Source organism: Achromobacter sp. 1014246743 (assembly GCF_059760725.1).
Map to the genome: position 1 here is coordinate 22,302 of NZ_JCBANA010000004.1, position 22,817 is coordinate 45,118.

The window sequence follows — 22,817 nt, forward strand, 5'->3', positions numbered from 1 at the left end:
CGAAAGTCTGGGCAGCCGCACCGCAGAGTGCCGGCGACATCAGTCGTTCAGTCCATCACCATTCAAGCAGGGGAAATCGCATGAACATGAATCGCCGCGCCATGCTGGTCCGCACCGCCGCGCTGGCCGGGGCCAGCGCCTTGGGCTTTCCGATGATCGGCCGCGCCACCGGGGCGTCCTGCACCTACGGCGGCTCGGCCTGGCTGGGCCATTACTCGGCCTACATCGCCCTGAAGACGGGCCTGTTCGCCAAGCAGGGCCTGGACATCAAGTGGCAGAGCTTTGCCACCTCGTCCGACCGGATGAGCGCCGTGATGGCCGGCAACATCGACCTGGCCGGCACCGGCGTGGTCTCGTCGCTGGCCCTGATGGCCGCGGGCGCCCGCCAGTTCCAGGTGATCGCCACGCCCAACAATTTCGGCCGCGCCGAAGGCGTGCTGATGCGCGACGACGTCAAGTCGATCGCCGACCTGAAGGGCAAGAAGATCGGCGTCACCTACGCGTCGAGCGCCCACGTGCTGCTGCTGGACGTGTTGCGCCAGGCCGGGCTGGACCCGGACCGCGACGTGTCCATCATCAACCTGCCCGCCACCAACATCCTGTCGGCCTACCAGGGCAAGCAGATCGATGCGGCGGTGGCCTGGACGCCGGCCTTCGACCGCATCAAGGCCGTGCCCGGCACCCGCGTGCTGCTGGACGACACCGCCTTCTCGCTCTACAAGCAATTCGCCATCACGCCCGGCCCGGACGTGCTGCTGACCCGCGCCAAGCTGGGCCAGGACAACCCCGAGGCCGTGCGCAAGTTCCTGGCGGCCGTGTTCCAGGCCAATACGATGCTGACCGAACAGCCGCAGGAAGCGGCCGGCGTGCTGCTGGAACTGACCGGCCTGTCGCGTGAGGACCAGTTGGGCGTCATCAAGCAGACCCAGTGGTACAGCGCGGCCGACCAGAAGGCGCTGATGGTGGACCCGGGCAATTTCGTCAGCGGCATGCAGAAGCTGGCCGAGATGCTGGTGTCCCTGAAGCAGATCGACCGCGCGCCCACGGTCAAGGACTGGGTCCAGGCCTCGTACCTGTAAGCCCGGAGCCGTCGCCTCATGTCCACGCGTACCGCTCCCCGCGATACCACGCTGATCTGGGTCAGCGTGGTGTCCCTGCTGTGTTTCCTGCTGTTGTGGGAAGGCCTGTGCCGCGCCGGCGCGGTCGACCCGATCTTCCTGCCCGCGCCGTCGCAGGTGCTGGCCCGCGCCCTGTCGATGTCCGACCAGGGCACCTTGTTCTACAACGTGCTGGCCTCGACCCGGCGCGTGATGGTGGGCTTTCTGGCGGCCGTGGCAGTAGCCATTCCGCTGGGCATCCTGCTGGGCACGTCCAAGGTGGCGCGCGCCGTGTTCGACCCCATCATCTCGTTCCTGCGCCCGCTGCCGTCCATGAGCTGGATTCCGCTGTCGCTGCTGTGGTTCGGCATCACCGAAACGCAGAAGTACAGCATCGTCTTCATGGGTTCGTTCGTGCCCGCCCTGCTCTACGTGATGGAAGCCTCGCGCAGCATCGACCCCGTGCTGGTGCGGGCCGCGCGCAACCTGGGCGCCAACCGCTGGCAGGTGATGCGCGAAGTGCTGTTTCCCGGCTGCCTGCCGCAGATCCTGTCGGGCATGAAGATCATCCTGGGCCTGTCCTGGACCTGCGTCATCTCGGCCGAACTGGTCGCGTCCAAGGAAGGCCTGGGCTTCATGATCATGAACGGCAAGGAATTCTTCCAGACCGACACCGTGGTGCTGGGCATGGTGCTGATCAGCTTCACCGTGCTGGTCACGGACCTCTGTCTGCGTCTACTTGAACGATGGGTACTGGCATGGCAACGATAAGCAACGACACGATGATCCGCCTGCAGGACGTGTCCAAGGCGTATGGCGACATCACCGTGCTGGACAAGGTGGACCTGTCGGTCAAGCGCGGCGAATTCCTGGTGCTGCTGGGCGCCTCGGGCTGCGGCAAGTCCACCTTGCTGAACCTGATGGCCGGCTTCATCACCCCCAACACGGGCACGGTGACGGTGAACGGCAAGCCGGTCACGGACGTCACCGCGGCCTGCGGCATGGTGTTCCAGCAATACGCCCTGTTCCCCTGGCGCACGGTGCAGGAAAACGTGGAATTCGGCCTGAAGATGCGCGGCCTGTCCCGCGCGGAGCGCGCCCCCATCGCCCGCAAATACATCGAGATGGTGGGCCTGAAGCAGGCGGCCGACAAATACCCGCATGCGCTGTCCGGCGGCATGAAGCAGCGCGTGTCCATCGCGCGGGTGCTGGCCAACGACCCGGACGTGATGCTGTTCGACGAGCCGTTTGCCGCGCTGGACGCCATGACGCGGCAGGTGCTGCAGGAACAGCTGCTGTCGATCTACGAGCAGAGCGGCAAGACCATTGTCTTCATCACCCATTCCATCGACGAGGCCCTGACGCTGTCCACCCGCATGGCGGTCATGGGGTCCAAGCCCGGTCGCATCGTGCAGGATATCCAGAACGACCTGCCGCACCCGCGCAGCGCGGACGTGCAGCTGTCGCCGCGCTTCGTGGAACTCAAGCGCGCCATCTGGGAACGGGTGCAGGAAGAAGTGACGCGCGGCATGGAACTGGCCGACGGCTAGGGCGGCAACGCCGGCGGGCGCGGCCCAGGCCGTGCCCGCCCGTCAGGGCTCTTCCGTGTAGCGCTCGACCCGGATATGAAAGCTGGGAATCTGGCTCCATTGCGAACGGGACGACAGCAGGGTTTCTTCGGAACCGAAACCAATCGTGTAGCCCTCCCCCGTGCGCAAATCGCGCCAGAACTGCGGCGGTGTCTGCCAACCGCAGCACTGGAATTGCAGCGGCGGCATGCCGAACTGACGCCGCAGATAGCTTTCGGCCAGCGCGGCTGCGGCGCCGTCCACCCGGTAGCGCGCCACCAGCGGCTTGCCCTGCACACGCATTTCCAGGCGGCAACCCTGGTATTCGATGAAGTCGGGCTTGTCGCCCAACGCGGCCAGGAAATCCTCGCAGCCCGGCGTAGGGGCGGCCTGCGCCAGGGCGGGCGATGGCAGCCACAACGCTGGCAACACCAGGCACGGCCATGCCAGCAAGGCCAGTGGCAGCAACACAACGCGCAACGGACGCAACAGCAATTCGACCAGGGGATTCAAGGACGCCTCGACAGGAACGGGCCGCGGACACTTGCCTTTTCGCCAGAGGGCGCCGCGGGTCGGCGCGCTACGCACGCGCCGCCACCGGATTCTGCCACGCCGCGGCGGCGCGCCCCTCTTCGGCCAGGAATTCCACCAGCGCCGGCAGCGACGCGTCCATCGGCCGGTTGGCATGGATGCGCATCACATAGCCCCACGACCCCGGCATGCGCAGGCGCGGCGTCAGCGCCACCAGCCGGCCGCTTGCCAGTTCTTCGTCGATCAGCGGCGCGCGGCCCAGCGCGATGCCCACGCCCGCCGCGGCGGCCGCCACCACCGTGCTCAGGCCCGACAGCACCAGCGGGTCCTGGCCGGCGCTTTCCGGCAGGCCCAGGCGCGGCCGCCAGGTGCGCCAGTCGGTTTCGGGGCTGTCGATATGCTTTTCTTCCAGCCAGCGATGGCGCGCGAAGACCCCGGGGTCGTCGCGATCCTGCGGCGCCACCAGCGCCGGGCTGCACACCGGCACCACGGTTTCGGTCATCAGTGGAATGTCGCCCGGCGCGGCCAGGTGCGGGCCCAGGGCGCGCACGTGCAGAAAGGCCAGGTCGATGTCCTGCGCCTTCCAGGCCGGGTCCTGGCTGGCGTGCAGGAACACCTGGATGTCGATGTCCGGGTGCAATGCGATGAACCGGCCAATGCGCGGCGCCAGCCACAGCGCCGCCAGCGACGGGTTGGCCGACACGTTCAGGTTGTAGCGGCGCTTGCCCCGCGCGCTGGCCCGCGCATTGCGGCAGGCGGTCTCCAGCAGGGTCAAGGCTTGTTGTACCGACGCCAGCAACGCAGCGCCCGCCTCGGTGGTTTCCGCGCGCCGCACCGTGCCCCCGCGCCGCAGCAGGCTGACGCCCAGGTCGGCTTCCAGCGCCCGCAACTGGTGGCTGACGGCGCTTTTGGTCACGTGCAGTTCAACCGCTGCCCGACTCAGGCTGCCCAGGCGGGCAACGGTTTCAAAGGCGCGCAGGGCGGCCAGCGGCGGCGTGTGGGTAGGCAGATCAGGCATAGGGGTTGAGTTTATCTCAACCCATGATTGAATAACTATCGCTTTTCCGCCGCTGCCGGATGCGTGACCATTCAGGCTTCTGAGGGAGCATTGATATGTATTTCGATTCCAGGCTTTGGCGATTGACCGAAGGCTTGCGCGCCGCCATGGCGGGCGGCATTTTCCTGGGCCTGCTGGCCTTGGCCGCAGGCATCGCCCGCTACGTCTTCCTGGGCCAGCTTCTGGCGCGCGTGTTCGACGGCGCCCCGTGGCAGCAATGGCTGACGCCCGCCCTGTGCGCTGGCGCCATGGTGCTGCTGCGCGCCCTGTTCGACCACCTGCGCACGGTGCAGGCCAACCGCTGCTCGGCCGACGTGCAGCAGGCGCTGCGCGCGCGGCTGTACGACCGCATCGTGGCGCTGGGCCCGGCCTGGTTCGCCAACCAGCGCACCGGCGGCGTCATGCTCACCGTCGTGGACGGTGTCGAGCAGTTGCAGACCTTCTTCGGCCAGTACCTGCCTCAGGTGGCCATCGCCGCGGCCGCGCCGTTCGCCATCTTCGCCGTCATCGCCTTCTGGGACGTGCCCACCGCGTCGGTGTTCCTCGTGGCCGCGCTGTTCGCGCTGTTCGGCCCGATGGCCGTGCACATGCTCGACCGCCGCGCCAGCCTGGCGCGCACCCGTTCGCTGAATGAATTCGGCGAGGAATTCCTGGACGCCGTGCAGGGCCTGCCCACCCTCAAATCCTACGGCCAGGGCAAGGCCTGGGGCGAACGCCTGGCTGCCCGCGCCCGCAAGCTGTCCGACAACACCTTCTGGGTCCTGTCCGTCAGCCTGCTCACCCGCGGCATCAGCGACCTGGGCGTGGCGCTGGGCGCCGCGCTGGCGCTGACCGTCGGCGCCTGGCGCGTGGCGGCTGGCGACATGAGCGTCGAAGCCCTGTTGATCGTGCTGATGGCCGGCACCGAAATCTTCCGCCCGCTGCGCGACCTGCGCTCGGTCCTGCACCGCGGCATGCTCGGCCAGTCCGCCGCACTCAGCATCCATGCGTTGATGGACGCCCGCCCCCTGACCGCCGCGCCCCAGGTCCACGCGGCCACCGCCCCCGCGCGGCTGGACCCCACCATCGAATTCGACAACGTCGCCTTCTCGTACACCCCGGAACGCCACGCCCACCAGGGCCTGTCCTTGCGCATCGCGGCCGGTGAACGCGTCGGCATCGTCGGCCCCAGCGGCGCCGGCAAGTCCACCATCGTGCGCCTGTTGCTGCGCGAATGCGTGCCCCAGGCCGGCGCCATCCGCGTCGGCGGCCGCGACGTCAACCAGATCGATACCCAGACGCTGCTCAGCCACATGGCCCTGGTCAGCCAGGACATCACGCTGTTCCACGGCACCATCGACGACAACCTGCGCCTGGGCCGCCCCGACGCCACCCACGAACAGGTGCGCGCCGCTGCGCGTGCCGCCAACATCGACGACTTCATCATGGCGCTGCCGCAAGGCTACGCCACCCGCATCGGCGAACGCGGCCTGCAGCTGTCGGGCGGCCAGCGCCAGCGCGTAGCCATCGCCCGCGCCCTGCTGCGCGACGCCCCCATCCTGATCCTGGACGAAGCGCTCTCGTCCGTCGACACCGAAAACGAAGCCCTGATCCAACAGGCCCTGGACCGCCTCATGGCCGGCCGCACCACCCTCATCCTGGCGCACCGCCTGGCCAGCGTCATCGGCGCCGACCGCTGCCTGGTGCTCGACCAGGGCCGCGTCGTCGAACAAGGCCCCCACGCCGACCTGATGCAGCAGCATGGCCTGTACTACCGCCTGATGCACGAACAGGCCGTCGCCCTGGCCGCCCCGCCGGCCGCCGCCAGCGATTCCCGGCTCGCCCCCACCGACATCGCCCGCGCCCGGACACCCGCCGATGCCGGCGACAACGCAGGCAATGACAGCGGCGGCGGCCAGGGCCCCGCCCTGCGCCCGCTGGACGCCGACGCCGAACAGGTCGGCTGGCGCGCCACGCTCGGCACCCTGCTGTCCGTGGTGCGCCCGTGGCGCGGCACCCTCATCGCCACCATCCTCCTGGGCGTGGCGCGCGTGGCCGCCTTCATCGGCGTAGGCGTGCTGAGCGCCCTCGTCGTCGCCGCCATCCGCGACGGCCGCGACACCGGCGCCCTCATCACCGGCCTGCTCATCGCCGCCCCGCTCGCCGCCCTGTTCCATTGGCTCGAATCCTGGCTCGCCCATGCCATGGCCTATCAACTGCTGGCCGACATGCGCGTCAAGCTCTACGACAAGCTCGAACGCCTGGCCCCCGCCTACCTGCTGCAACGGCGCTCCGGCGACCTCGTCGCCCTGGCCACGCAAGATGTCGAAATGGTCGAGTACTTCTACGCCCACACCATTGCGCCCGCCATCGTCTCGGTCCTGGTGCCCCTGTCCGTCCTGGGTTTCCTGGCCGTCTACAGCTGGCCCGTTGCCCTGGCCCTGCTGCCCTTCCTGGCCTACGCCCTGGTCTCGCCCATCAGCGGCCGCCGCAAGGTCGACGCCCTGGGCGACCGCGCCCGCCACGCCCTGGGCGAAATGAGCGCCCACACCACCGACACCATCCAGGGCCTGGCCGACCTCACCGCCTTCCAGGCCACCGGCCGGCGCCGCGACGAATTCCTCAAGGTCGCCCACCAATACCGCGGCCGCCGCCTGGACATCCTGCGCGACCTCTCGCGCCAGACCGCCTGGTTCGAAGTCGCCATGGGCCTGGGCGGCCTGGCCGTCGCCGTCGTCGGCGCCCTGCAAGTGTCCGCCGGCGCCCTGTCCGCCAGCATGCTGCCCCTGCTGGTCCTCATTGCCCTGGCCACCTTCCTGCCCGTCTCCGAAATCTCGCAGGTCAGCCGCCAGCTGGCCGACACCATCGCCGCCACGCGCCGCCTGCACGTCGTCAACAACGAACCCGAGCCCGTCACCGACGGCCCCCTGCCTCCGCCCATCGCCCCCCACGGCCTGTCCCTCGCCTTCGACCACGTCCACTTCGCCTACCCCGGCAAGCAACAGGACACCCTGCGCGACCTGACCTTCACCGTCCCCGCCGGCGCCACCGTCGCCATCGTCGGCGCCTCCGGCGCCGGCAAAAGCACCGTCGCCAGCCTGCTCCTGCGTTTCTGGGACCCACGCCAGGGCACCGTCAGACTCGACGGCGTCGACGTCCGCCAGCTCAACCTCGACGGCCTGCGCGAACGCGTCGCCCTGGTGACCCAAGACACCTACCTCTTCAACGACACCCTCGAAGGCAACATCCGCCTGGCCCGCCCCGACGCCAGCCGCGAAGACCTTGCCCGCGCCCTGGACCAGGCCGCGCTCACGTCCTTCGTCGCCACCCTGCCCGACGGCCTGGCCACCCGCGTCGGCGAACGCGGCATGCAACTGTCCGGCGGCCAACGCCAACGCATCTCCATCGCCCGCGCCTTCCTGAAAAACGCCCCCGTCCTGATCCTGGACGAAGCCACCTCGCACCTGGACACCCTGTCCGAAATGCAGGTCCGCGGCGCCCTCGACCTCCTGATGCGCCACCGCACCACCCTGGTCATCGCCCACCGTCTCTCCACCATCCGCGACGCCGACCTGATCCTGGTCCTGGAAAACGGCACCCTCGCCGAAGCCGGCACCCACGACCAACTGCTGCGCAGACAAGGCGCCTACGCCAAACTCGCCAGCCACCAGGGCGCGTACGCGCAGGATCGCAACACGGGCAACGCGGCGTCGATACCAACGTAACTCACCACCACCAAGACAGTGCGTCCCCCTCCCGACGCACCGACACCCCTGCGCCCAAGAAGGCCGCCCGCGCGGCCGATTTGGGCGACCCCGCAAGACCCTCAGAAGACGGGCAAGCCCCTCAACAAAACGCCAGGCAAACCACCCGCCCCAACGCCCGCAATCGTAGCCCCGCGCTCCCCCATCCCCGCCGCGACGGGCGTCTTCAGAACGCGGCCCCGGCCAGCAAACACCGGCAACCGTTACCGGCAACCGTTAGAAAAACCCCACAGGCCGCCAGCCCCCGGGTTGATTCCCCTACACCATTTCTATAGAATCATCAATCCGGGCCTACGCCCATGTTTTTCCCCTTCACCTACACCTGGGAGGCGCAAGATGACAAATCCGCATACCGCCATCCCGCGCGTATCTCCGCGACGCCATTAAGTAGTCGTCGCCCGCGCGGACCCATCGCCATGCTATTTGGCGACTGGTCCTCCGTGCCCGCCCCAAACCCTTGAACGCAATGCCCGCGCCTCGCTGCGCAGGTCGTATCACCCCCTTTCCCAAAAGGAATCCGGCATCCCCGCGTTGCCGGCCAATCGCAATGAATCGAACAAAAATCGATCTGCGAGGACAAGCCTTCAAGGACGTCCTCGGCTTTACCTTCCGCTATTGGCGCGCCCAGCCCTGGCGCACCGCCGTCATCATCGGCCTGGCATTGCTCTCCGCATTGGCCGACGTCCTCACCCCGCTGTACGCCGGCCGCCTGGTCGACGCCGTCGCCTCCGGCGCCGCGGCCGACGACATGATCTGGGGCGCGGCCATCACCTCGTTCTGGTTGCTGATCGCCCTGGGCATCGGCGGCACCCTGCTGCGCCAGGGTGTCTTCCAGAACATCATCACCTTCACCCTGAAGATGATGAATGAAATGGTGTCCAACGCCTTCTACCGGGTCCAGCGCTTTTCCACCGACTGGCATGCCAACAGCTTTGCCGGCTCGACCGTGCGCAAGATCACTCGCGGCATGTGGGCCGTCGACGTCCTGAACGACACCTTGCTGGTGGCCCTGCTGCCGTCCGTCGTCATGCTCGTCGGCGCCACCGCCCTGCTCGGCGTGCACTGGCCCATCATGGGCCTGGTCGTCGGCCTGGGGTCGGTGCTGTACATCGCCGTCACCGCCACGCTGTCCCTGGGCTACGTCGCGCCGGCCGCGCGGCTGGGCAACGCCTGGGATACGCGCATGGGCGGCGCCCTGGCCGATGCCGTCAGTTGCAACCCGGTCGTCAAGGCCTTCGGCGCCGAAACGCGCGAAGAAACCCGGCTGGGCCGCGTCGTCGACAAGTGGCGCCGCCGCACGCGCCGCACCTGGGTCCGCGCCACTATCAACGGTGGAGTCCAGGGCGCGATGCTCGTGGCAATGCAGGCCGGCATCCTGGGCGCATCGCTGTTCCTGTGGTCGCGCAACCAGGCCAGCGTCGGTGACATCACCTTCGCGCTGACCATGTTCTTCATGCTGCAGGGCCATCTGCGCGACGTCGGCATGCACATCCGCAACCTGCAGCGCTCGGTCAACGACATGGAAGAACTGGTGGCGATGGACAGGCACCCCCTGGGGGTGGACGATCGTCCTGGCGCGGGCGCGATCCGCATCGGCGCGGGCGAGATCCGCTTCGAAGACGTCACGTTCCGCTACGGCCGGCACGACACCGCGCTGTACGACCATTTTTCGGCGCGCATCGCCCCGGGCGAACGCGTCGGGCTGGTCGGCCATTCCGGCTCGGGCAAGACCACCTTCATCAAGCTGATCCAGCGCCTGTATGACGTCAATGGCGGCCGCATCACCATCGACGGGCAGGACATCGCCCAGGTGAAGCAGTCGTCGCTGCGCAGCCAGATCGCGATCGTGCAGCAGGAACCGGTGCTGTTCCACCGCACCCTGGCCGAGAACATCGCCTACGCCCGTCCCGGCGCCACGCAGGCCGATATCGAAAAGGCCGCACGGCTGGCCAGCGCGCATGACTTCATCATGGCGCTGCCCAAAGGCTACGAAACGCTGGTCGGCGAACGCGGCGTGAAGCTGTCGGGCGGCGAGCGCCAGCGCGTGGCGATTGCGCGGGCGTTCCTGGCGGACGCGCCCATCCTGATCCTGGACGAGGCCACCTCAAGCCTGGACAGCGAAAGCGAAGTGCTCATCCAGCAGGCCATGGAACGCCTGATGGTCGGCCGCACCACGCTGGTGGTCGCGCACCGCCTGTCGACCGTGCGCGCGCTGGATCGCCTGCTGGTGATGGACCGTGGCCGCATCATCGAAGAAGGCAGCCATGACCAGCTGATCCGTTTGAAGGGCGGCTTGTACCGGCGCCTGTTCGAGCGCCAGGCCCTGGAACTGACCAAGGGCCTGACGCAGGCGGAAATGCTGGCCGATGGCGCCCAGCCCACGCCCGTGAAAACGGATGGCGAGGCCGAGGACCAGGACGAAACGTCCTTTGCCTTCGGCAAGTAATGCGCCGGCAACGCCGCAGATGACAAATGGGCCTGACGTATGTCAGGCCCATTTTTTTGGCCTGAGTTTCAGGCTTTTTTTGGCCTATTCATCAAGCCCATTCGTCTGGTCCGTTTTATTTGGCCGAGCCGCCCCCTGCGCCTACCGGCTCAAGGTCAGCTTCAAGCCGAACCCGATCAGCGCGGTGCCGAACACCGCGCCCTGCCACTTGCGGACCCGCGGCCGCGCCGCCAGCCAGCGGCCCAGCGCGCCGCCGGCCAGCGCGCACAGCACGTCGAAGGTCAGCCCCAGGCTCACCAGCACCACGCCCAGCACCGCGAACTGCTGGCCGATGCTGCCTTGGGCCGGCGACACGAACTGCGGCAGCAGCACCGAGCAGAACAGCAACGCCTTGGGATTGAGCACATTGGTCAGCACGCCGCTCAGCAGCGCCGCGGCCAGGCCCTTGCCGCGCGCGGCGGCCTGCGCCTGGGTCGCCACGTCATACGACAGCGGCCCGGCGCGCAGCAGACGCACGCCCAGCCACACCAGGTAGCAGCCGCCCACCGTGCGCGCCGCGTCGAACGCCCACGGATGCGTCTTGAACAGCGCCGCCAACCCCAGCGCGGCCAGCGTCACGTGGGCGGCGCGGGCTATCGCCAGGCCCACTGCCACGGCCAGGGCCGGTGCCCGGCCGCGCAAGGCGCCGGTTTCGAGCAGCAGGATCATGTCCGGCCCGGGCACCACATAGACCACCAGCAACGCCCCCAGGAACAACGCCATATCGGCCATGACCACCCTCATTTCAACGACTTGGAATGCGGTCATTCTAGGGAATAGGCATCGGCATGTGCCTTCTATTCATGCCACTTGGAGTAGCATTATTGGCATATTTCACCAATAAATATCAACGTACATAAATTCCATGCCAAAACGCGAATTGGACGCCTTCGACCGCCGCATTCTGGAAGCCTTGCAGAAGAACGGCCGCCTGACCAACGTGGAGCTGGCCGAGCAGATCGGCCTGTCGCCGTCGCCTTGCCTGCGGCGGGTGCGCCTGATGGAAGAAGCCGGCGTGATCCAGGGCTACGAGGCGCGGCTGGCGCCCGACGAGGTGGGCCTGGGCCTGACCGTGTTCGTGGGCGTCAAGGTCGAGCGCCATCACGAGCGCGATGCCGCCCAGTTCCGCAAGGAAGTCAGCGCCTTGCCCGAAGTGGTGGCCGCGCACCTGGTGTCGGGCGAGTCCGACTTCCTGTTGCAGGTGGTGGTGCCGGACCTGCGCGCCTACGAGACCTTCCTGCTGGGCACCTTGCTGAAACTGACCGGCGTGAAGGACATCCGCAGCAACTTCGCGATCCAGACCGTCAAGCCGCACGGCCCGTTGCCGCTGGATCATCTGGGGCGCTAGGCGCACAACCGCCTCGGCCGCACCTGCTGGCGGGCCTCAAGCGCCCGCTGGCGCCACAAGCCGCCCAGGGCCTGCAACACTAAAAGAAACCTCGCACAGGCCCTAATCCCGCGGCATCGCCGCCGCGGCGCGCTCGACCGCCGCGCGACGCGTCTCGAAACGCGCCTGGGACATGTCCAGATAGCGCTGCACGATGGCCGGTTCCGACGTCTTGGGCGTGCCGCCCGGAAACGGCGGCTTGGGGTCGTATTCGATCTGCAGCTGGATCTGCTTGGCCACGGCGTCGCCGCACAGCGTGGCCACCACTTTCAGGGCCATGTCGATGCCGGACGTGACGCCGCCCGCCGTGAAGAACTTGCCGTCCACGCACAGGCGCTCATCGGTGGGGATCGCGCCGAAATGCGCCAGCAGCTCGCGCGCCCGCCAGTGGCTGGACGCGTGCTTGCCGCGCAGCAGGCCCGCCGCGCCCAACAGCAGCGACCCCGTGCAGATGCCGAACACGTGCCCCGCCGCCAACCCCTGGCGGCGGGTAAAGGCTACCCAGTCCGGATCAACGATGGCATCATCCGTGCCCGGCCCGCCCGGCACCACCAGCAAGTCGCACGGCGGCGCGGATGCCAGCGTCTGGGTGGGCACGAACCGCAGGCCGCGATCACTGCGCACCGGCGCAAGCGTTTTTGCGACAAAATCCACGGTAAAGCCAGGCGCGGCGGCCAGCACCTCGTACGGCCCCGTCATATCCAGCTGGGTCAGCCCTTCGAACAAGAGAATATTCACATGCATGACGATGCTCCTTCGCAGAATGGAAACGCCAGGGTAGGCGGACGCGCCGGCGAGCGTGCGCCAAATGCACCCGCGATCGCGCCAAAGCGCATTGTGTTCCTGCTGTACGACGGTTTCCAGCCGCTGGACCTGGCCGGCCCCTGGCAGGCCTTCAGCGCCGCCAACGAAGAAGGCGGCGCCCCCTATTACCAATTGGCCACCGTGGCCGCCGCGCCGGTGGTATCCACCTGGGACCAGGGCCTGCGCATGCAGGCCGACGCCACCCTCGGCCATGATGACGATTCGCCGATCGACATGCTGTTCGTGCCCGGCGGCCCCGGCATCGACCAGGCCAGCGCCCACGGCGAAACACTGGCCTGGCTGCGCCGCCGCAGCCCGCAGGCGCGCCGCACGTGCAGCGTCTGCACCGGCGCCTTCCTGCTGGCCTCGGCCGGCCTGCTGGAGGGCCGCCGCGTGACCACGCACTGGCGTTCGGCTGACCGGTTGCGCCAATTGCATCCCGGCCTGCGGGTGGAAGACGACCGCATCTACATCGAAAGCGGCGCCATCTGGACCTCGGCAGGCGTAACCGCCGGCATCGACCTGGCGCTGGCCCTGATCGAACGCGACGTCGGCGCCCAGGTGGCGCAAGACGTGGCGCGGCGCCTGGTCGTGTTCATGCGCAGAAATGGCGACCAGCGCCAGTACAGCCAGTCATTGCGGCTGCAGGACCGCATGGCCGCGCCGTTTCGCGACCTGGTGGAAAAGATCGAAGCCAGCCTGTCGGCGCGCTGGTCGGTGGACGACATGGCGGATGCCTGCCATATGTCGCGCCGCACCTTCCAGCGCAAGTTCGCCGCCCACTTCGGCGTGACGCCGGCCGAAGTGCTGCGCCGGCTGCGGCAGGAACGCGCCGTGGCGTTGCAGGCCTCGGGCAAGGTGTCCGGCAAGACGCTGCGCCACGTCATGGGGCTGGCGCCATGACCGAACGCATCACGCAATCGCCCTGCCCCGAATGCGGCCAGCCCCAAATCGTGGCCGAACAGGGCCTGAGCCTGATCGCGCGTTGCACGGCGTGCGGCTGGATGGTGGCCACGACCAACCCCAACCATCCCTTCCACGACCGTACGCCCTACACGCTGTGGGCGACGCCCGGCGCGCTGGGCACGGCCACCGCCATCGCCCGCCTGTCGGTGGCGCTGGGCATCGGCGTCAAGCGGGCGCGCGACCTGATCACGCAAAACCTGCCGGTAGCCGAAGACCAGCTGGCGCATGAAGTGATCCGGCTGCACCAATTGCTGTCGCAGGCAGGGTTGGAATTGCGCATCACGCCGGACTTTCCGTGGCCGCTGGACGGCAGCGACGGCACCGGCTGACAGGCCGCCGCCGCCCGGCCCCTACCCCGCCAACCCCACCGACATCCCCCCGCACACGTACAGCACCTGCCCGGTGATGAAGCCCGCGCGCGGGTCCAGGAAACCGGCCACTGCGTGCGCCACGTCGTCGGGCCGGCCGATCCGCCCTACGGGAATGGACGCTTCCAGCGCCACGGTCTTCGGCTCGCCCGGCGGGTTGGACTGATCGAACAGCTCGGTGGCGATGGGCCCGGGCGCCACCGTGTTCACGGTGACGCCGGCCTTGCCCAGTTCCAGCGCCCAGGTGCGGGTCATGCCGACCAGGCCGGACTTGGTCGCGCCATAGACCGAGCGCCCCGGCTTGCCCAGCGCCGCACGGCTGCCGATGTTGACCACCCGGCCGTAGCCCGCCTGGCGCATGCCCGGCAGCAGCGCCTGCATCAGCAGCAGCGGCGCGGTCAGGTTCAACGCCACGGTGCGCGCCAGGTCTTCCTGGGTAACGGCCTCGATATCGGCGACCTGGATCATGCCGGCGTTGTTGACCAGGTGCAGCACGGGCTGCGCGGCGACCAGCGCGCCGGCCGCCGCGATGGTGGCCGCGGCATCGCCCAGGTCGACGGACTGGAAGGTCTCGCCGGGCAGGGTTTCGTCGGGTGCGCGGCGGCTGAAGTTGACGACCCGAAAGCCGTCCTGCAACAAGCGCGCAACGATGGCGCGGCCAATACCCCGGCTGCCGCCGGTGACCAATGCAATAGGGGGGGTCATTGCGCGGTGATTCCTTTGTCTTTGATGAGGCTGCCCCATTTCTTGCGCTCGTCGCGCTCGAAGGCGGCCAGATCGGGGCCGAACAGGGTACCCGGCCGGGCGCCCAGGGTGGCGAAATTGGCGGCAATGGCTGGTGTGGCCAGGCCCGTACGCGCGGCCTCGATCAGTTGCTTGACGACCGCTTCCGGCGTGCCGCGCGGCGCATACAGCGCGAACCAGGCCGTGACGTCAAAGCCCGGCAGGCCGGACTCGGCCACGGTGGGCAGGTCGGGCAGCGACGGGTCGCGCGTGGCCGAGGTGACGGCCACGCCGCGCACCAGGTTGCCGTCCTTGATCTGCGCCAGCGCGCCCGGCAGGTTGTCGAACAGCAGGTCGACCTGTCCGCCCGCCACCGCCGGCAGCGACGCCGACGTGCCCTTGAACGGCACGTGCAGCATCGTCACCCCCGCCATCGCCTCGAAATAGGCGCCCGTCAGGTGCACCGACGAGCCGATGCCGGGCGAGGCATAGGTCAGCTTCCTGTCTTTGGATTGCCGGGCCGCCTGGATCACGTCGGCCACGGTCTTGTAGGGCGACTTGGCGCTGACGGCAATGACGTTGGGCGTGGTGGACACCAGCGCGATCGGCACCAGGTCGCGCTCGGGGTCGAACGTCATGTTGGCGTACAGGAACGGGTTGATGCTTTGCGTGCCGATGGTGCCCAGGCCCAGCGTATAGCCGTCGGGCTTGGCGCGGGCCACGTAGGCCATGCCGATGTTGCCGCCGGCGCCGGGCTTGTTCTCGACCAGCACCGTCTGCTTCAGGCCCGGCTGCAGCGCGTTGGCGATGGCGCGGCCGAAGAGGTCCGCGCCGCCGCCCGGTGGATACGGCACGACCACGGTGACGGGATGCTCCGGATAGCCCGCGGCGTGCGCCGCGGACAGGACCAGCGCAGCCAGGGCGGCCGCAGCCAGCGCCCGCCGCCCGGCACGGCGATGCAGGGAATGCGTCATGGATCTGTCTCCTCGCGAATCCGCTGATCGCGGATTTCTATTGGCTCCGCCGGCGGCGGATTGCCTTTTTTTCCTGCGGTCCGGCATGACGGGCGGCACGCGCGGCCGACAGGTGCTTCCTATAGTACGTAAATACGGACTATATTCACAAGCACACGAAAAACAGACCGGAGACATGCCCATGAAACGCTGGACGCAACGGCCCGAAGGTTCCACCTGGGGCGATTTCGGCCCCGACGACGAGATCGGCCGGCTGAACCTCCTGACCGAGGAAAAGGTGCTGCAAGCCGTGCGCGAGGTCCGCACGGGCAAGGTGTTCTGCCTGTCGCTGCCGCTGGACCTGCCCGGCGGCAACGTGCTGAACCCGCGCCGCCACCCACCGGTGCTCAAGCCCACCTTCCGCGACGGCGCGCCCTACCTGAACTTCGCCATGTCGCGTCTGCAGCCCGAGGCCGTGGATGTGCTGTCGGACGACCAGGTCACGCTCAGCATGCAGTATTCGACCCAATGGGACGGCCTGTGCCACGTCGGCGCGCAGTTCGACATCCAGGGCGATGGCGAGGCCCGCCGCGTCTACTACAACGGCTACGCGGCCGGCGTGGACGTGTTCGGCGGCGACGATGCCGCCCCGGGCGACTGCTGCCCGCCCGGCGGTTCGTATGCGCGCAAGCTCGGCATCCACCGCTACGCCGAAAAAGGCATGCAGGGTCGCGGCGTGCTGGTCGACCTGGCGCGCGCCTTCGGCCCCGGCCGTACGCTCATCGGCCACACCCAGCTGCAGGCGGCGATGCGCGAACAGCAGGTGGTGGTCGAACCGGGGGACATGCTGGTGCTGCGCACCGGCTTTGCCGAGACGCTGGTGGAAATGAACGGCCAGCCCGATCCGCACCGGCTGGAGCAGACCGGCGCGGTGCTGGACGGCGCCGACCCGGCGCTGCTGGGCTGGATCACCGACAGCGGCGTGGCGGCCATCTGCGCCGACAACTACGCGGTGGAAGCCTATCCGGCACGCACCTCGGGGCCCGGCCATTCGATCCTGCCGCTGCACCATCACTGCCTGTTCAAGCTGGGCGTGCCGCTGGCCGAGCTGTGGTACCTGAAGGCGCTGGCCGACTGGCTGCATACGCAGGGCCGCAACCGCTTTCTCTTGACCGCGCCGCCGCTACGCATGCCCGGCGCCGTCGGTTCGCCCGTCACTCCCATCGCCACGGTGTAAGCCATGACGCAGCCTGTTGCCCCGGCCCCGTTCACAGCCCCGTCCGCCGCCAAGTCCATCGTCACACCCGCCGCGCCGCGCCTGCCCCCGCTCTCCGCCACGTTTTCGCAGCACCTGGACGCCCTGGCCGCGCGCCAGCCCGATGCCCCCGCGCTGATCGACCGCGACCGGCCCGTCAGCCACGCGCAACTGCTCGCCCGCAGCCGCGCCCTGGCCGCCGGCCTGGCGCGCGCCGGCGTGCGGCCCGGCGACCGCGTGGCGGTCTGGCTGCCCAATTGCGCCGCCTGGGTCGAGACCTTCCTGGCCGCCGCCCACCTGGGGGCGCTGGTGCTGGCGGTGAACACACGCTTTCGCGCGCTGGAAGTGGCCGACATCCTGGGCCGCGGCCGCGCCGACTGGCTGGTGTTCTGGCCGGGCTTCAAGGGCATCGACTTCCAGGGCATCCTGAACGACGTCGCGCCCGAGCACCTGGCCCGCCTGCGCGGCGTGGTGGCGGTGGCCGAGGACGCCGGGCCGGACGACGCATCCAACCAGGCGCCCCTGGACGGCCGGCCCCGCCACGCCTACGCCGAACTCCTGGCCTGCCCCGACACCCCGCCGCCCGCCCAACCCAATGCCGGCGTGCTGTGCTTCACCACGTCCGGCACCACCTCGCAGCCCAAGTTCGTGCTGCACGACCAGACGACGCTGCTGCGCCACGGCGCGGCGGTGGCCCGCGCCTTCGGCTACGACGCCCGCACCTGCATCCTGGCCAGCGCGCCGTTCTGCGGCGCCTTCGGCTTTGCCACCCTGGTGGGCGGCCTGGCGCAAGGCGCGCCGGTGGTGTGCGCACCGGTATTCGATGCCGCCGAATCCGCTGCCGCGGTACAGCGCCACCAGGTCACGCATACCTATGCCAACAACGAGGCGCTGGTCGCCATGATGCGCGCCGCCGCGCCCGGCGGCTTCGCCTCGGCGCGGCTGTTCGGCTTTGCCAGCTTCACCCCCGCGCTGGACCACATGCTGGACCTGGCCCGCGAGGCCGGCGTGCCCTTGACCGGCCTGTACGGCTCCAGCGAACTGATCGCCCTGGTGGCCGGCCAGCCGCGCGAGGCCGCCGACGGCGACGTGTCGGCCCGCCACCAGCCCGGGGGCACGCTGGTCTACCCCGACGCCCGGGTGCGGGCACGCGACCCGGCCAGCGGCAAGGTGCTGCCGCACGGCGAATCGGGCGAACTGGAAATCCTGTCGCCCAGCCTGATGCAGGGCTACCTGGACAACCCCGCCGCCACGGCCCGCGCCGCTACCGAAGACGGCTACTTCAAGACGGGCGACCTGGGCTACACGCTGAATCCGCGCCAGTTCGTGTTCCAGACCCGCATGGGCGACTCGCTGCGGCTGTCGGGCTTTCTGGTGAACCCGGTGGAAATCGAACAGGTCGTGGAAACGCTGCCGGGCGTGCGCGCCTGCCAGGTGGTCGGCGCCAGCCGCGACGGCAAGACCGTGCCCTACGCCTTCGTGCTGCTGCACCCCGGCGCGGCGGCCGATGCGGCCGGCTGGACTGCCGCCTGCAAGCAGGCAATGGCCGGTTTCAAGGTGCCCGTGGGCTTTACCGCCCTGGACGCCTTTCCGTCGGTGGAAAGCGCCAATTCGGTGAAAATCCAGAAACACCGATTGCGCGACATGGCCGATGCCCTGCTCGCCGCCCCTCTTTCCCCTTGATTCCGCCGACCCATGCCCGCGCGCAAGCTTTTCTCGCACAGTCCCCAGCCCCTGTACCTGCAGGCGGCCGCGCTATTTCGCAGCCACATCCAGAACCGCACCTGGCGGCCCGGCCAGCAGATTCCGCCGCTGGAATCGCTGATGGACACCTACGGCATTTCGCGGGCCACCATCCGCCAGGCGTTCGGCCTTCTGGAACAGGACGGCCTGATCCGGCGTTCGCGCGGGTCGGGCACCTTCGTCAATGCCGCGCTGCCCGAAACCCCCACGCTGCTGATTCCCAAGACCTGGGCCGAAACCGTGGAACTGAGCAACCAGCTGGGCACCGTGTCGCTGGTGGAATCCAGCGCCGATTCGCCGTTGCCGGACACCCTGGGCATGCCGTGCGAGGCCGACCGCGGTGGCCGCTTCCAGTACCTGCGGCGCGTGCATACCACCGATGCCGGCCCCTTCTGCTACAGCGAGGTGTTCCTGGAAAGCAGCCTGTTTCGCAAGCACCGCGCCCGCATCCAGAAAAGCACCGTGGCACCGGTGCTGGACCAGTTCTACGGCGCCCGCATCAGCGAGGCGCGCCAGGTCCTGAACGTGATCGAGGCGGGCCAGGAATCGGCGGAATCGCTGCAGATTCCCGTGTCGTCCCCCGTCGCCGAACTGCGCCGCTACGCCTGTATCGACGGCCGCGTGGTGTATTTCGCGCGGCTGGAGTTTCCGTTCCGCAAGGTCCGAATGGAGTTCGACCTGCTGACGCAGCGCTAGCCGCGCGCCCCCCATTCAAAAAGGCGCGGCTTAGCCCAAGCGCCTGCCAGCCCCCGCACGTATCCGGCATAACCATAAATGGAGACAACCATGATCCCGATGCCCCGGATTTCGCAGCAACGCAGCACCCCGCCGCGCCGCCTGTTGGCGCGGCTTGCCCCTTCAGCGGCCCTGCTGGCCGCGGCCCTGGCCTGGGCCGGACCGACTGCCGCCCAGGCCCCGTCCGCCCCCGCCATCTCGGACGACATCGTCCGGCTGGGCCTGATCCTGGACATGAGCGGCGTCTACGCCGACGTGACCGGCAAGGGCAGCGCCACCGCCGCGCAGATGGCCATCGACGACTTCGGCGGCACGGTGCTGGGCAAGAAGATCGACCTGCTGGTGGCTGACCACCAGAACAAGGCCGACATCGCCGCGGCCCGCGCCCGCGAGTGGTACGACACGCAGAAGGTCGACGCCGTGTTGGACGTGGCCGGCTCGGCACCGGCGCTGGCGGTGCTGGAAGTGGCGCGCGAGAAAAAGAAGATCGTGGTCTTCAGCGGCCCCGGCACCGAACGCATCACCAACGACCTGTGCTCGCCGTATTCGGTGCACTACACCTACGACACCTGGTCGCTGGCCAACACCACGGCCCGCGCCATCGTCGACCGAGGCGGCAAGAGCTGGTACTTCCTGACGGCGGACTACGCCTTCGGCCATACGCTGCAGGCCTCGGCCACCGAAGTGGTCAAGGCCCGCGGCGGCACCGTGCTGGGCGCCGCGCGGCATCCGCTGGGGTCCAGCGACTTTGCCTCGTACCTGTTGCAGGCGCAGTCCAGCCGCGCCCAGGTGGTGGGCCTGGCCAACGCGGGCGGCGACACGGTCAACGCCATCAAGGCGGCCAGCGAATTCGGCCTGACCCAGGGCGGCCAGAAGATGGCCGGCCTGCTGCTGTACATCAACGACATCCATGCCATCGGCCTGGACGCGGCCAGCGGCCTGATGCTGACCGAGGCCTTCTACTGGGACATGAACGACCAGACCCGCGCCTGGTCGCAGCGCTATTACGACAAGCTCAAGAAGATGCCCAACATGAGCCAGGCCGGCACTTATTCGTCAGTGATGCACTACCTGAAGGCGGTGCAGGCCGCCGGCACGGACGCGCCGGACGCCGTGATGAAGCAGATGAAGGCCATGCCCATCAACGACTTCTTCGCCACCAACGGCCGCATCCGCGAAGACGGCCGCATGGTGCACGACATGTACCTGTTCGAAGTGAAAAAGCCGTCTGAATCCAAACGGCCCTGGGACTACTACAAGCTGGTGGCCACGGTGCCGGGCGACGAGGCCTTCATGCCGCTGTCCAAGTCCACCTGCCCGCTGGTGAAGGCGGCGGCGAAGTAGCCGGCGCGTTGGCCCGGTCCGCGCGGTCGCGCGGGCCGGGCCGGACCGCAGCGCGTCACGCCTGGCCGGCCCGATCAGGCAGCGCGTCATGCCGGCGCGGCCACCGCCTCTTCCAGCATGTCCAGCCGGTCCTGCCCCCAGAACAGCTCGCCGCGATACACGTACGACGGCGAGCCGAACACGCCCGCCGCCACCGCGGCATCGGTATTCTGGCGGTAGATCTGCCCGGCGTCGGGCCGCTCGGCCGCGGCCAGCAGCGCGTCGGCATCCAGCCCCTGCTGCACGACGATCGCATGCAGCGTGGCCGGCGACGAAATGTCCTGCTCATCACACCATTCGGCCTTCAGGATGGCCTTGTACAGCGCCGCCACCGGCAACCCGGCGCGATCCGCCGCGATGACGATGCGCGAGGCCAGCCCCGCGTCCGGGCACATGAACGCCGGCTTGGGGTTGACGGCAATGCCCAGCCTGCGGCACCAGCGCGCCAGTTCGGCCACGCGGTAGGCCTGGCGTTCAGGCGAACGCTGCCCCAGCAGCACGCCGCCGGTGCGCGAATACACGTCGGGCAGGTCCACCGGCAGGTAGCGGATGCGCGCCTGGTGACGCGCGGCCAGGGCTTCGAGCCGGTCGGCACCCAGGTAGGCCCAGTCGGAATTCATCCAGAAGTAATAGTCGATCGTCTTCATGTCGTCCTCAGGTTCGCACGCCGGTCGGAACGGCCCGCGCCAGCCGCGCCGGCGTATCGCCTCGCATGCGCCAGGCGCTGAACACGGCGATGACCCCCAGCACGCTCAGGTAGGCCACCACGTACTTCGGATCGCCGCCCGCCTTGGCCAGCAGCCAGGTCGCGACGATGGGCGCCAGGCCCCCGCCGATGGCGCCCGACACCTGCACCGCCAGCGAAATGCCCGTGTAGCGCACCTCGGCCGGGAACTGGCTGGAAAACAGCGTGCCCTCCGGGCCGTACAGGCAAGCGTAGACCAATCCCACCGCCAGGCATACCGCCGTGATGATCCAGGCGGTCTGGCCTGTGGCCAGCAGCTGGAAGAACAGCGGCGCGCAGGCCAGGATGCCCACGGCGCCCGCCATGAAGACCCATTTGTGGCCGATCTTGTCGCCCAGCACGCCGAACAACGGCATGGTGAACAGCGCCAGCGCCGCCCCCCAGATGGTGGCGTCCAGCATCACGGAACGTGCAATGCCCAGCGTGCCCGTGGCATAGGCCAGCGAAAACGTCACCACCGTGTAGAACCAGGTCACTTCGGCCAGCCGGGCGCCCACCACCGTCAGCAGCGCGCGCCGGTGGTGCTTGAGCACCACGGCCACCGGCACTTCCACCTTGGCGCCCTGCTCGCGCATCTGCTCGAAGTCCGGCGACTCGGCCACCTTGACGCGGATGAACCAGCCCACCAGCAACAGCACCACGCTGGCCAGGAACGGCAGGCGCCAGCCCCAGGCCAGCATGTCGGCTTCGGGCAGCGCGGCCACCGCCCCCATCGCCAGCGACGACAGGATCAGCCCCGGCGCCACGCCCGCCTGCGGCAGGCTGCCGAAAAAGCCCTTCTTGCCTTCGGGCGCATGCTCGACGGCCATCAGCACCGCCCCGCCCCACTCGCCGCCCACCGCGATGCCCTGCAGGAAACGCATCAGCACCAGCAGCACCGCGGCCCAGTAGCCGATCTGCTCGTACGACGGAATCAGCCCGATCAGGATGGTGGGCACGCCCATCAGCAGCAGCGTGATCAGCAGCATGGACTTGCGCCCGATCCTGTCGCCGTAATGGCCAAAGATGACGCCGCCCAGCGGCCGCGCGAAAAAGCCCACCGAATAGGTGGCAAAGGCCGCCAGCGTGCCCGTCAACGGGTCGAACGACGGAAAGAAGATCTTGTTGAAGATCAGCGCGGCGGCCGTGCCGTACAGGAAAAAGTCGTACCACTCGATGGTGGTGCCCATCATGCTGGCCAGGCCGGCCGTGACGTAGTCGCGGCGTGAGCGCGCGCGTGGTGTCTTGGACGTCATCTTCGTGACTCCCCTTGAAATGTTCGTATGGAAAACAGC

At 68.7% G+C, this 22,817-nt stretch carries 20 protein-coding genes; 12 read left to right on the forward strand and 8 right to left on the reverse strand.

From position 1 onward, the window contains the following. The first annotated feature begins 80 nt into the window (after nt 1-80). Genes AC6LJ2_RS02830 through AC6LJ2_RS02840 form a run of 3 tightly spaced genes read left to right on the forward strand, consistent with a single transcriptional unit; the run spans nt 81 to nt 2,647 of the window. Nucleotides 81-1,079, forward strand: coding sequence for an aliphatic sulfonate ABC transporter substrate-binding protein (locus tag AC6LJ2_RS02830; RefSeq protein ID WP_498150711.1), 999 nt, complete (start codon nt 81-83; stop codon nt 1,077-1,079). A gap of 18 nt (nt 1,080-1,097) precedes the next feature. Next, nucleotides 1,098-1,868, forward strand: a complete 771-nt coding sequence (locus AC6LJ2_RS02835; RefSeq protein WP_175194941.1) for an ABC transporter permease — start codon at nt 1,098-1,100, stop codon at nt 1,866-1,868. Beyond that, complete coding sequence (locus AC6LJ2_RS02840; RefSeq protein WP_498150712.1) at nt 1,856-2,647, forward strand: ABC transporter ATP-binding protein; 792 nt, start codon at nt 1,856-1,858, stop codon at nt 2,645-2,647. The genes AC6LJ2_RS02835 and AC6LJ2_RS02840 overlap by 13 nt, the downstream gene beginning before the upstream one ends. Nucleotides 2,648-2,689: 42 nt before the next feature. Here the strand turns inward: AC6LJ2_RS02840 and AC6LJ2_RS02845 are convergent, their stop codons facing one another. Together AC6LJ2_RS02845 and AC6LJ2_RS02850 are read right to left on the reverse strand one after the other, a co-directional pair. Next, on the reverse strand, nt 2,690-3,178 hold the full coding sequence (locus tag AC6LJ2_RS02845) for a DUF4952 domain-containing protein (RefSeq protein WP_263911849.1): 489 nt from the start codon (nt 3,176-3,178) through the stop codon (nt 2,690-2,692). A 67-nt stretch (nt 3,179-3,245) separates the two neighbouring features. Next, complete coding sequence (locus AC6LJ2_RS02850; RefSeq protein ID WP_498150713.1) at nt 3,246-4,214, reverse strand: LysR substrate-binding domain-containing protein; 969 nt, start codon at nt 4,212-4,214, stop codon at nt 3,246-3,248. A 95-nt stretch (nt 4,215-4,309) separates the two neighbouring features. On the opposite strand from AC6LJ2_RS02850, the gene AC6LJ2_RS02855 reads away from it, so the two are divergent. Both AC6LJ2_RS02855 and AC6LJ2_RS02860 read left to right on the forward strand, forming a co-directional pair. Beyond that, entirely contained in the window at nt 4,310-7,957 is a 3,648-nt protein-coding gene (locus AC6LJ2_RS02855; protein ID WP_498150714.1) for an ABC transporter ATP-binding protein/permease, read from the forward strand. 586 nt (nt 7,958-8,543) lie between these two features. Then, nucleotides 8,544-10,442, forward strand: a complete 1,899-nt coding sequence (locus AC6LJ2_RS02860; RefSeq protein ID WP_263911844.1) for an ABC transporter ATP-binding protein — start codon at nt 8,544-8,546, stop codon at nt 10,440-10,442. A 141-nt stretch (nt 10,443-10,583) separates the two neighbouring features. Here AC6LJ2_RS02860 and AC6LJ2_RS02865 read toward each other — a convergent pair whose 3' ends face one another. Further along, a complete protein-coding gene (locus AC6LJ2_RS02865; protein ID WP_498150715.1) occupies nt 10,584-11,249 on the reverse strand; it encodes a LysE family translocator in 666 nt (221 codons plus the stop codon). 97 nt (nt 11,250-11,346) lie between these two features. Between AC6LJ2_RS02865 and AC6LJ2_RS02870 the strand changes: the two genes are divergently transcribed. Further along, nucleotides 11,347-11,829 carry an Lrp/AsnC family transcriptional regulator gene (locus AC6LJ2_RS02870; RefSeq protein ID WP_263911841.1) on the forward strand — a complete coding sequence of 161 codons (483 nt, stop codon included), beginning with the start codon at nt 11,347-11,349 and terminating at the stop codon, nt 11,827-11,829. 102 nt (nt 11,830-11,931) lie between these two features. On the opposite strand, the gene AC6LJ2_RS02875 is transcribed toward AC6LJ2_RS02870, so the two are convergent. Further along, on the reverse strand, nt 11,932-12,612 hold the full coding sequence (locus AC6LJ2_RS02875) for a DJ-1/PfpI family protein (protein ID WP_263911839.1): 681 nt from the start codon (nt 12,610-12,612) through the stop codon (nt 11,932-11,934). Between the two features lie 90 nt (nt 12,613-12,702). Here AC6LJ2_RS02875 and AC6LJ2_RS02880 point away from each other — a divergent pair, with 90 nt between their 5' ends. Further along, the gene (locus AC6LJ2_RS02880) at nt 12,703-13,575 is read left to right on the forward strand and encodes a GlxA family transcriptional regulator (protein WP_498150759.1); all 873 of its coding nucleotides are present in this window, start codon (nt 12,703-12,705) and stop codon (nt 13,573-13,575) included. Next, a complete protein-coding gene (locus tag AC6LJ2_RS02885) occupies nt 13,572-13,967 on the forward strand; it encodes a hypothetical protein (RefSeq protein WP_263911838.1) in 396 nt (131 codons plus the stop codon). The genes AC6LJ2_RS02880 and AC6LJ2_RS02885 overlap by 4 nt, the downstream gene beginning before the upstream one ends. Before the next feature lie 21 nt (nt 13,968-13,988). Here AC6LJ2_RS02885 and AC6LJ2_RS02890 read toward each other — a convergent pair whose 3' ends face one another. Both AC6LJ2_RS02890 and AC6LJ2_RS02895 read right to left on the reverse strand, forming a co-directional pair. Beyond that, nucleotides 13,989-14,711, reverse strand: a complete 723-nt coding sequence (locus tag AC6LJ2_RS02890) for an SDR family NAD(P)-dependent oxidoreductase (protein ID WP_498150716.1) — start codon at nt 14,709-14,711, stop codon at nt 13,989-13,991. Next, on the reverse strand, nt 14,708-15,703 hold the full coding sequence (locus AC6LJ2_RS02895; RefSeq protein ID WP_263911835.1) for a tripartite tricarboxylate transporter substrate-binding protein: 996 nt from the start codon (nt 15,701-15,703) through the stop codon (nt 14,708-14,710). Before AC6LJ2_RS02895 ends, AC6LJ2_RS02890 begins: the two co-directional genes overlap by 4 nt. Before the next feature lie 181 nt (nt 15,704-15,884). On the opposite strand from AC6LJ2_RS02895, the gene AC6LJ2_RS02900 reads away from it, so the two are divergent. The 4 genes from AC6LJ2_RS02900 (at nt 15,885) to AC6LJ2_RS02915 (ending at nt 20,759) form a co-directional block, all read left to right on the forward strand. Continuing rightward, nucleotides 15,885-16,919 (forward strand): cyclase family protein, encoded by a 1,035-nt coding sequence (locus AC6LJ2_RS02900; protein WP_445658745.1) that lies wholly within the window; start codon nt 15,885-15,887, stop codon nt 16,917-16,919. A gap of 3 nt (nt 16,920-16,922) precedes the next feature. Beyond that, a complete protein-coding gene (locus AC6LJ2_RS02905) occupies nt 16,923-18,620 on the forward strand; it encodes an AMP-binding protein (protein ID WP_263911831.1) in 1,698 nt (565 codons plus the stop codon). A gap of 12 nt (nt 18,621-18,632) precedes the next feature. Beyond that, nucleotides 18,633-19,376, forward strand: coding sequence for a GntR family transcriptional regulator (locus AC6LJ2_RS02910; RefSeq protein ID WP_025140991.1), 744 nt, complete (start codon nt 18,633-18,635; stop codon nt 19,374-19,376). Between the two features lie 99 nt (nt 19,377-19,475). Further along, nucleotides 19,476-20,759 (forward strand): ABC transporter substrate-binding protein, encoded by a 1,284-nt coding sequence (locus AC6LJ2_RS02915; RefSeq protein ID WP_498150760.1) that lies wholly within the window; start codon nt 19,476-19,478, stop codon nt 20,757-20,759. Nucleotides 20,760-20,845: 86 nt separating this feature from the next. On the opposite strand, the gene AC6LJ2_RS02920 is transcribed toward AC6LJ2_RS02915, so the two are convergent. Both AC6LJ2_RS02920 and AC6LJ2_RS02925 read right to left on the reverse strand, forming a co-directional pair. After that, nucleotides 20,846-21,445, reverse strand: coding sequence for a 2-hydroxychromene-2-carboxylate isomerase (locus AC6LJ2_RS02920; protein WP_498150717.1), 600 nt, complete (start codon nt 21,443-21,445; stop codon nt 20,846-20,848). A 7-nt stretch (nt 21,446-21,452) separates the two neighbouring features. After that, nucleotides 21,453-22,778: an MFS transporter gene (locus AC6LJ2_RS02925; protein ID WP_498150718.1), complete on the reverse strand. Its 1,326-nt coding sequence runs from the start codon at nt 22,776-22,778 to the stop codon at nt 21,453-21,455. Nucleotides 22,779-22,817: the final 39 nt, after the last annotated feature.

Bases quoted from the DNA above. Each gene is read 5' to 3' on its own strand.
- AC6LJ2_RS02900 (WP_445658745.1), top strand. From the start codon at position 15,885: ATGAAACGCTGGACGCAACGGCCCGAAGGTTCCACCTGGGGCGATTTC.
- AC6LJ2_RS02865 (WP_498150715.1), bottom strand. From the start codon at position 11,249: ATGACCGCATTCCAAGTCGTTGAAATGAGGGTGGTCATGGCCGATATG.
- AC6LJ2_RS02910 (WP_025140991.1), top strand. From the start codon at position 18,633: ATGCCCGCGCGCAAGCTTTTCTCGCACAGTCCCCAGCCCCTGTACCTG.
- AC6LJ2_RS02920 (WP_498150717.1), bottom strand. From the start codon at position 21,445: ATGAAGACGATCGACTATTACTTCTGGATGAATTCCGACTGGGCCTAC.
- AC6LJ2_RS02925 (WP_498150718.1), bottom strand. From the start codon at position 22,778: ATGACGTCCAAGACACCACGCGCGCGCTCACGCCGCGACTACGTCACG.
- AC6LJ2_RS02915 (WP_498150760.1), top strand. From the start codon at position 19,476: ATGCCCCGGATTTCGCAGCAACGCAGCACCCCGCCGCGCCGCCTGTTG.
- AC6LJ2_RS02870 (WP_263911841.1), top strand. From the start codon at position 11,347: ATGCCAAAACGCGAATTGGACGCCTTCGACCGCCGCATTCTGGAAGCC.
- AC6LJ2_RS02905 (WP_263911831.1), top strand. From the start codon at position 16,923: ATGACGCAGCCTGTTGCCCCGGCCCCGTTCACAGCCCCGTCCGCCGCC.
- AC6LJ2_RS02890 (WP_498150716.1), bottom strand. From the start codon at position 14,711: ATGACCCCCCCTATTGCATTGGTCACCGGCGGCAGCCGGGGTATTGGC.
- AC6LJ2_RS02855 (WP_498150714.1), top strand. From the start codon at position 4,310: ATGTATTTCGATTCCAGGCTTTGGCGATTGACCGAAGGCTTGCGCGCC.
- AC6LJ2_RS02835 (WP_175194941.1), top strand. From the start codon at position 1,098: ATGTCCACGCGTACCGCTCCCCGCGATACCACGCTGATCTGGGTCAGC.
- AC6LJ2_RS02875 (WP_263911839.1), bottom strand. From the start codon at position 12,612: ATGCATGTGAATATTCTCTTGTTCGAAGGGCTGACCCAGCTGGATATG.
- AC6LJ2_RS02830 (WP_498150711.1), top strand. From the start codon at position 81: ATGAACATGAATCGCCGCGCCATGCTGGTCCGCACCGCCGCGCTGGCC.
- AC6LJ2_RS02850 (WP_498150713.1), bottom strand. From the start codon at position 4,214: ATGCCTGATCTGCCTACCCACACGCCGCCGCTGGCCGCCCTGCGCGCC.
- AC6LJ2_RS02895 (WP_263911835.1), bottom strand. From the start codon at position 15,703: ATGACGCATTCCCTGCATCGCCGTGCCGGGCGGCGGGCGCTGGCTGCG.
- AC6LJ2_RS02840 (WP_498150712.1), top strand. From the start codon at position 1,856: ATGGCAACGATAAGCAACGACACGATGATCCGCCTGCAGGACGTGTCC.
- AC6LJ2_RS02860 (WP_263911844.1), top strand. From the start codon at position 8,544: ATGAATCGAACAAAAATCGATCTGCGAGGACAAGCCTTCAAGGACGTC.
- AC6LJ2_RS02885 (WP_263911838.1), top strand. From the start codon at position 13,572: ATGACCGAACGCATCACGCAATCGCCCTGCCCCGAATGCGGCCAGCCC.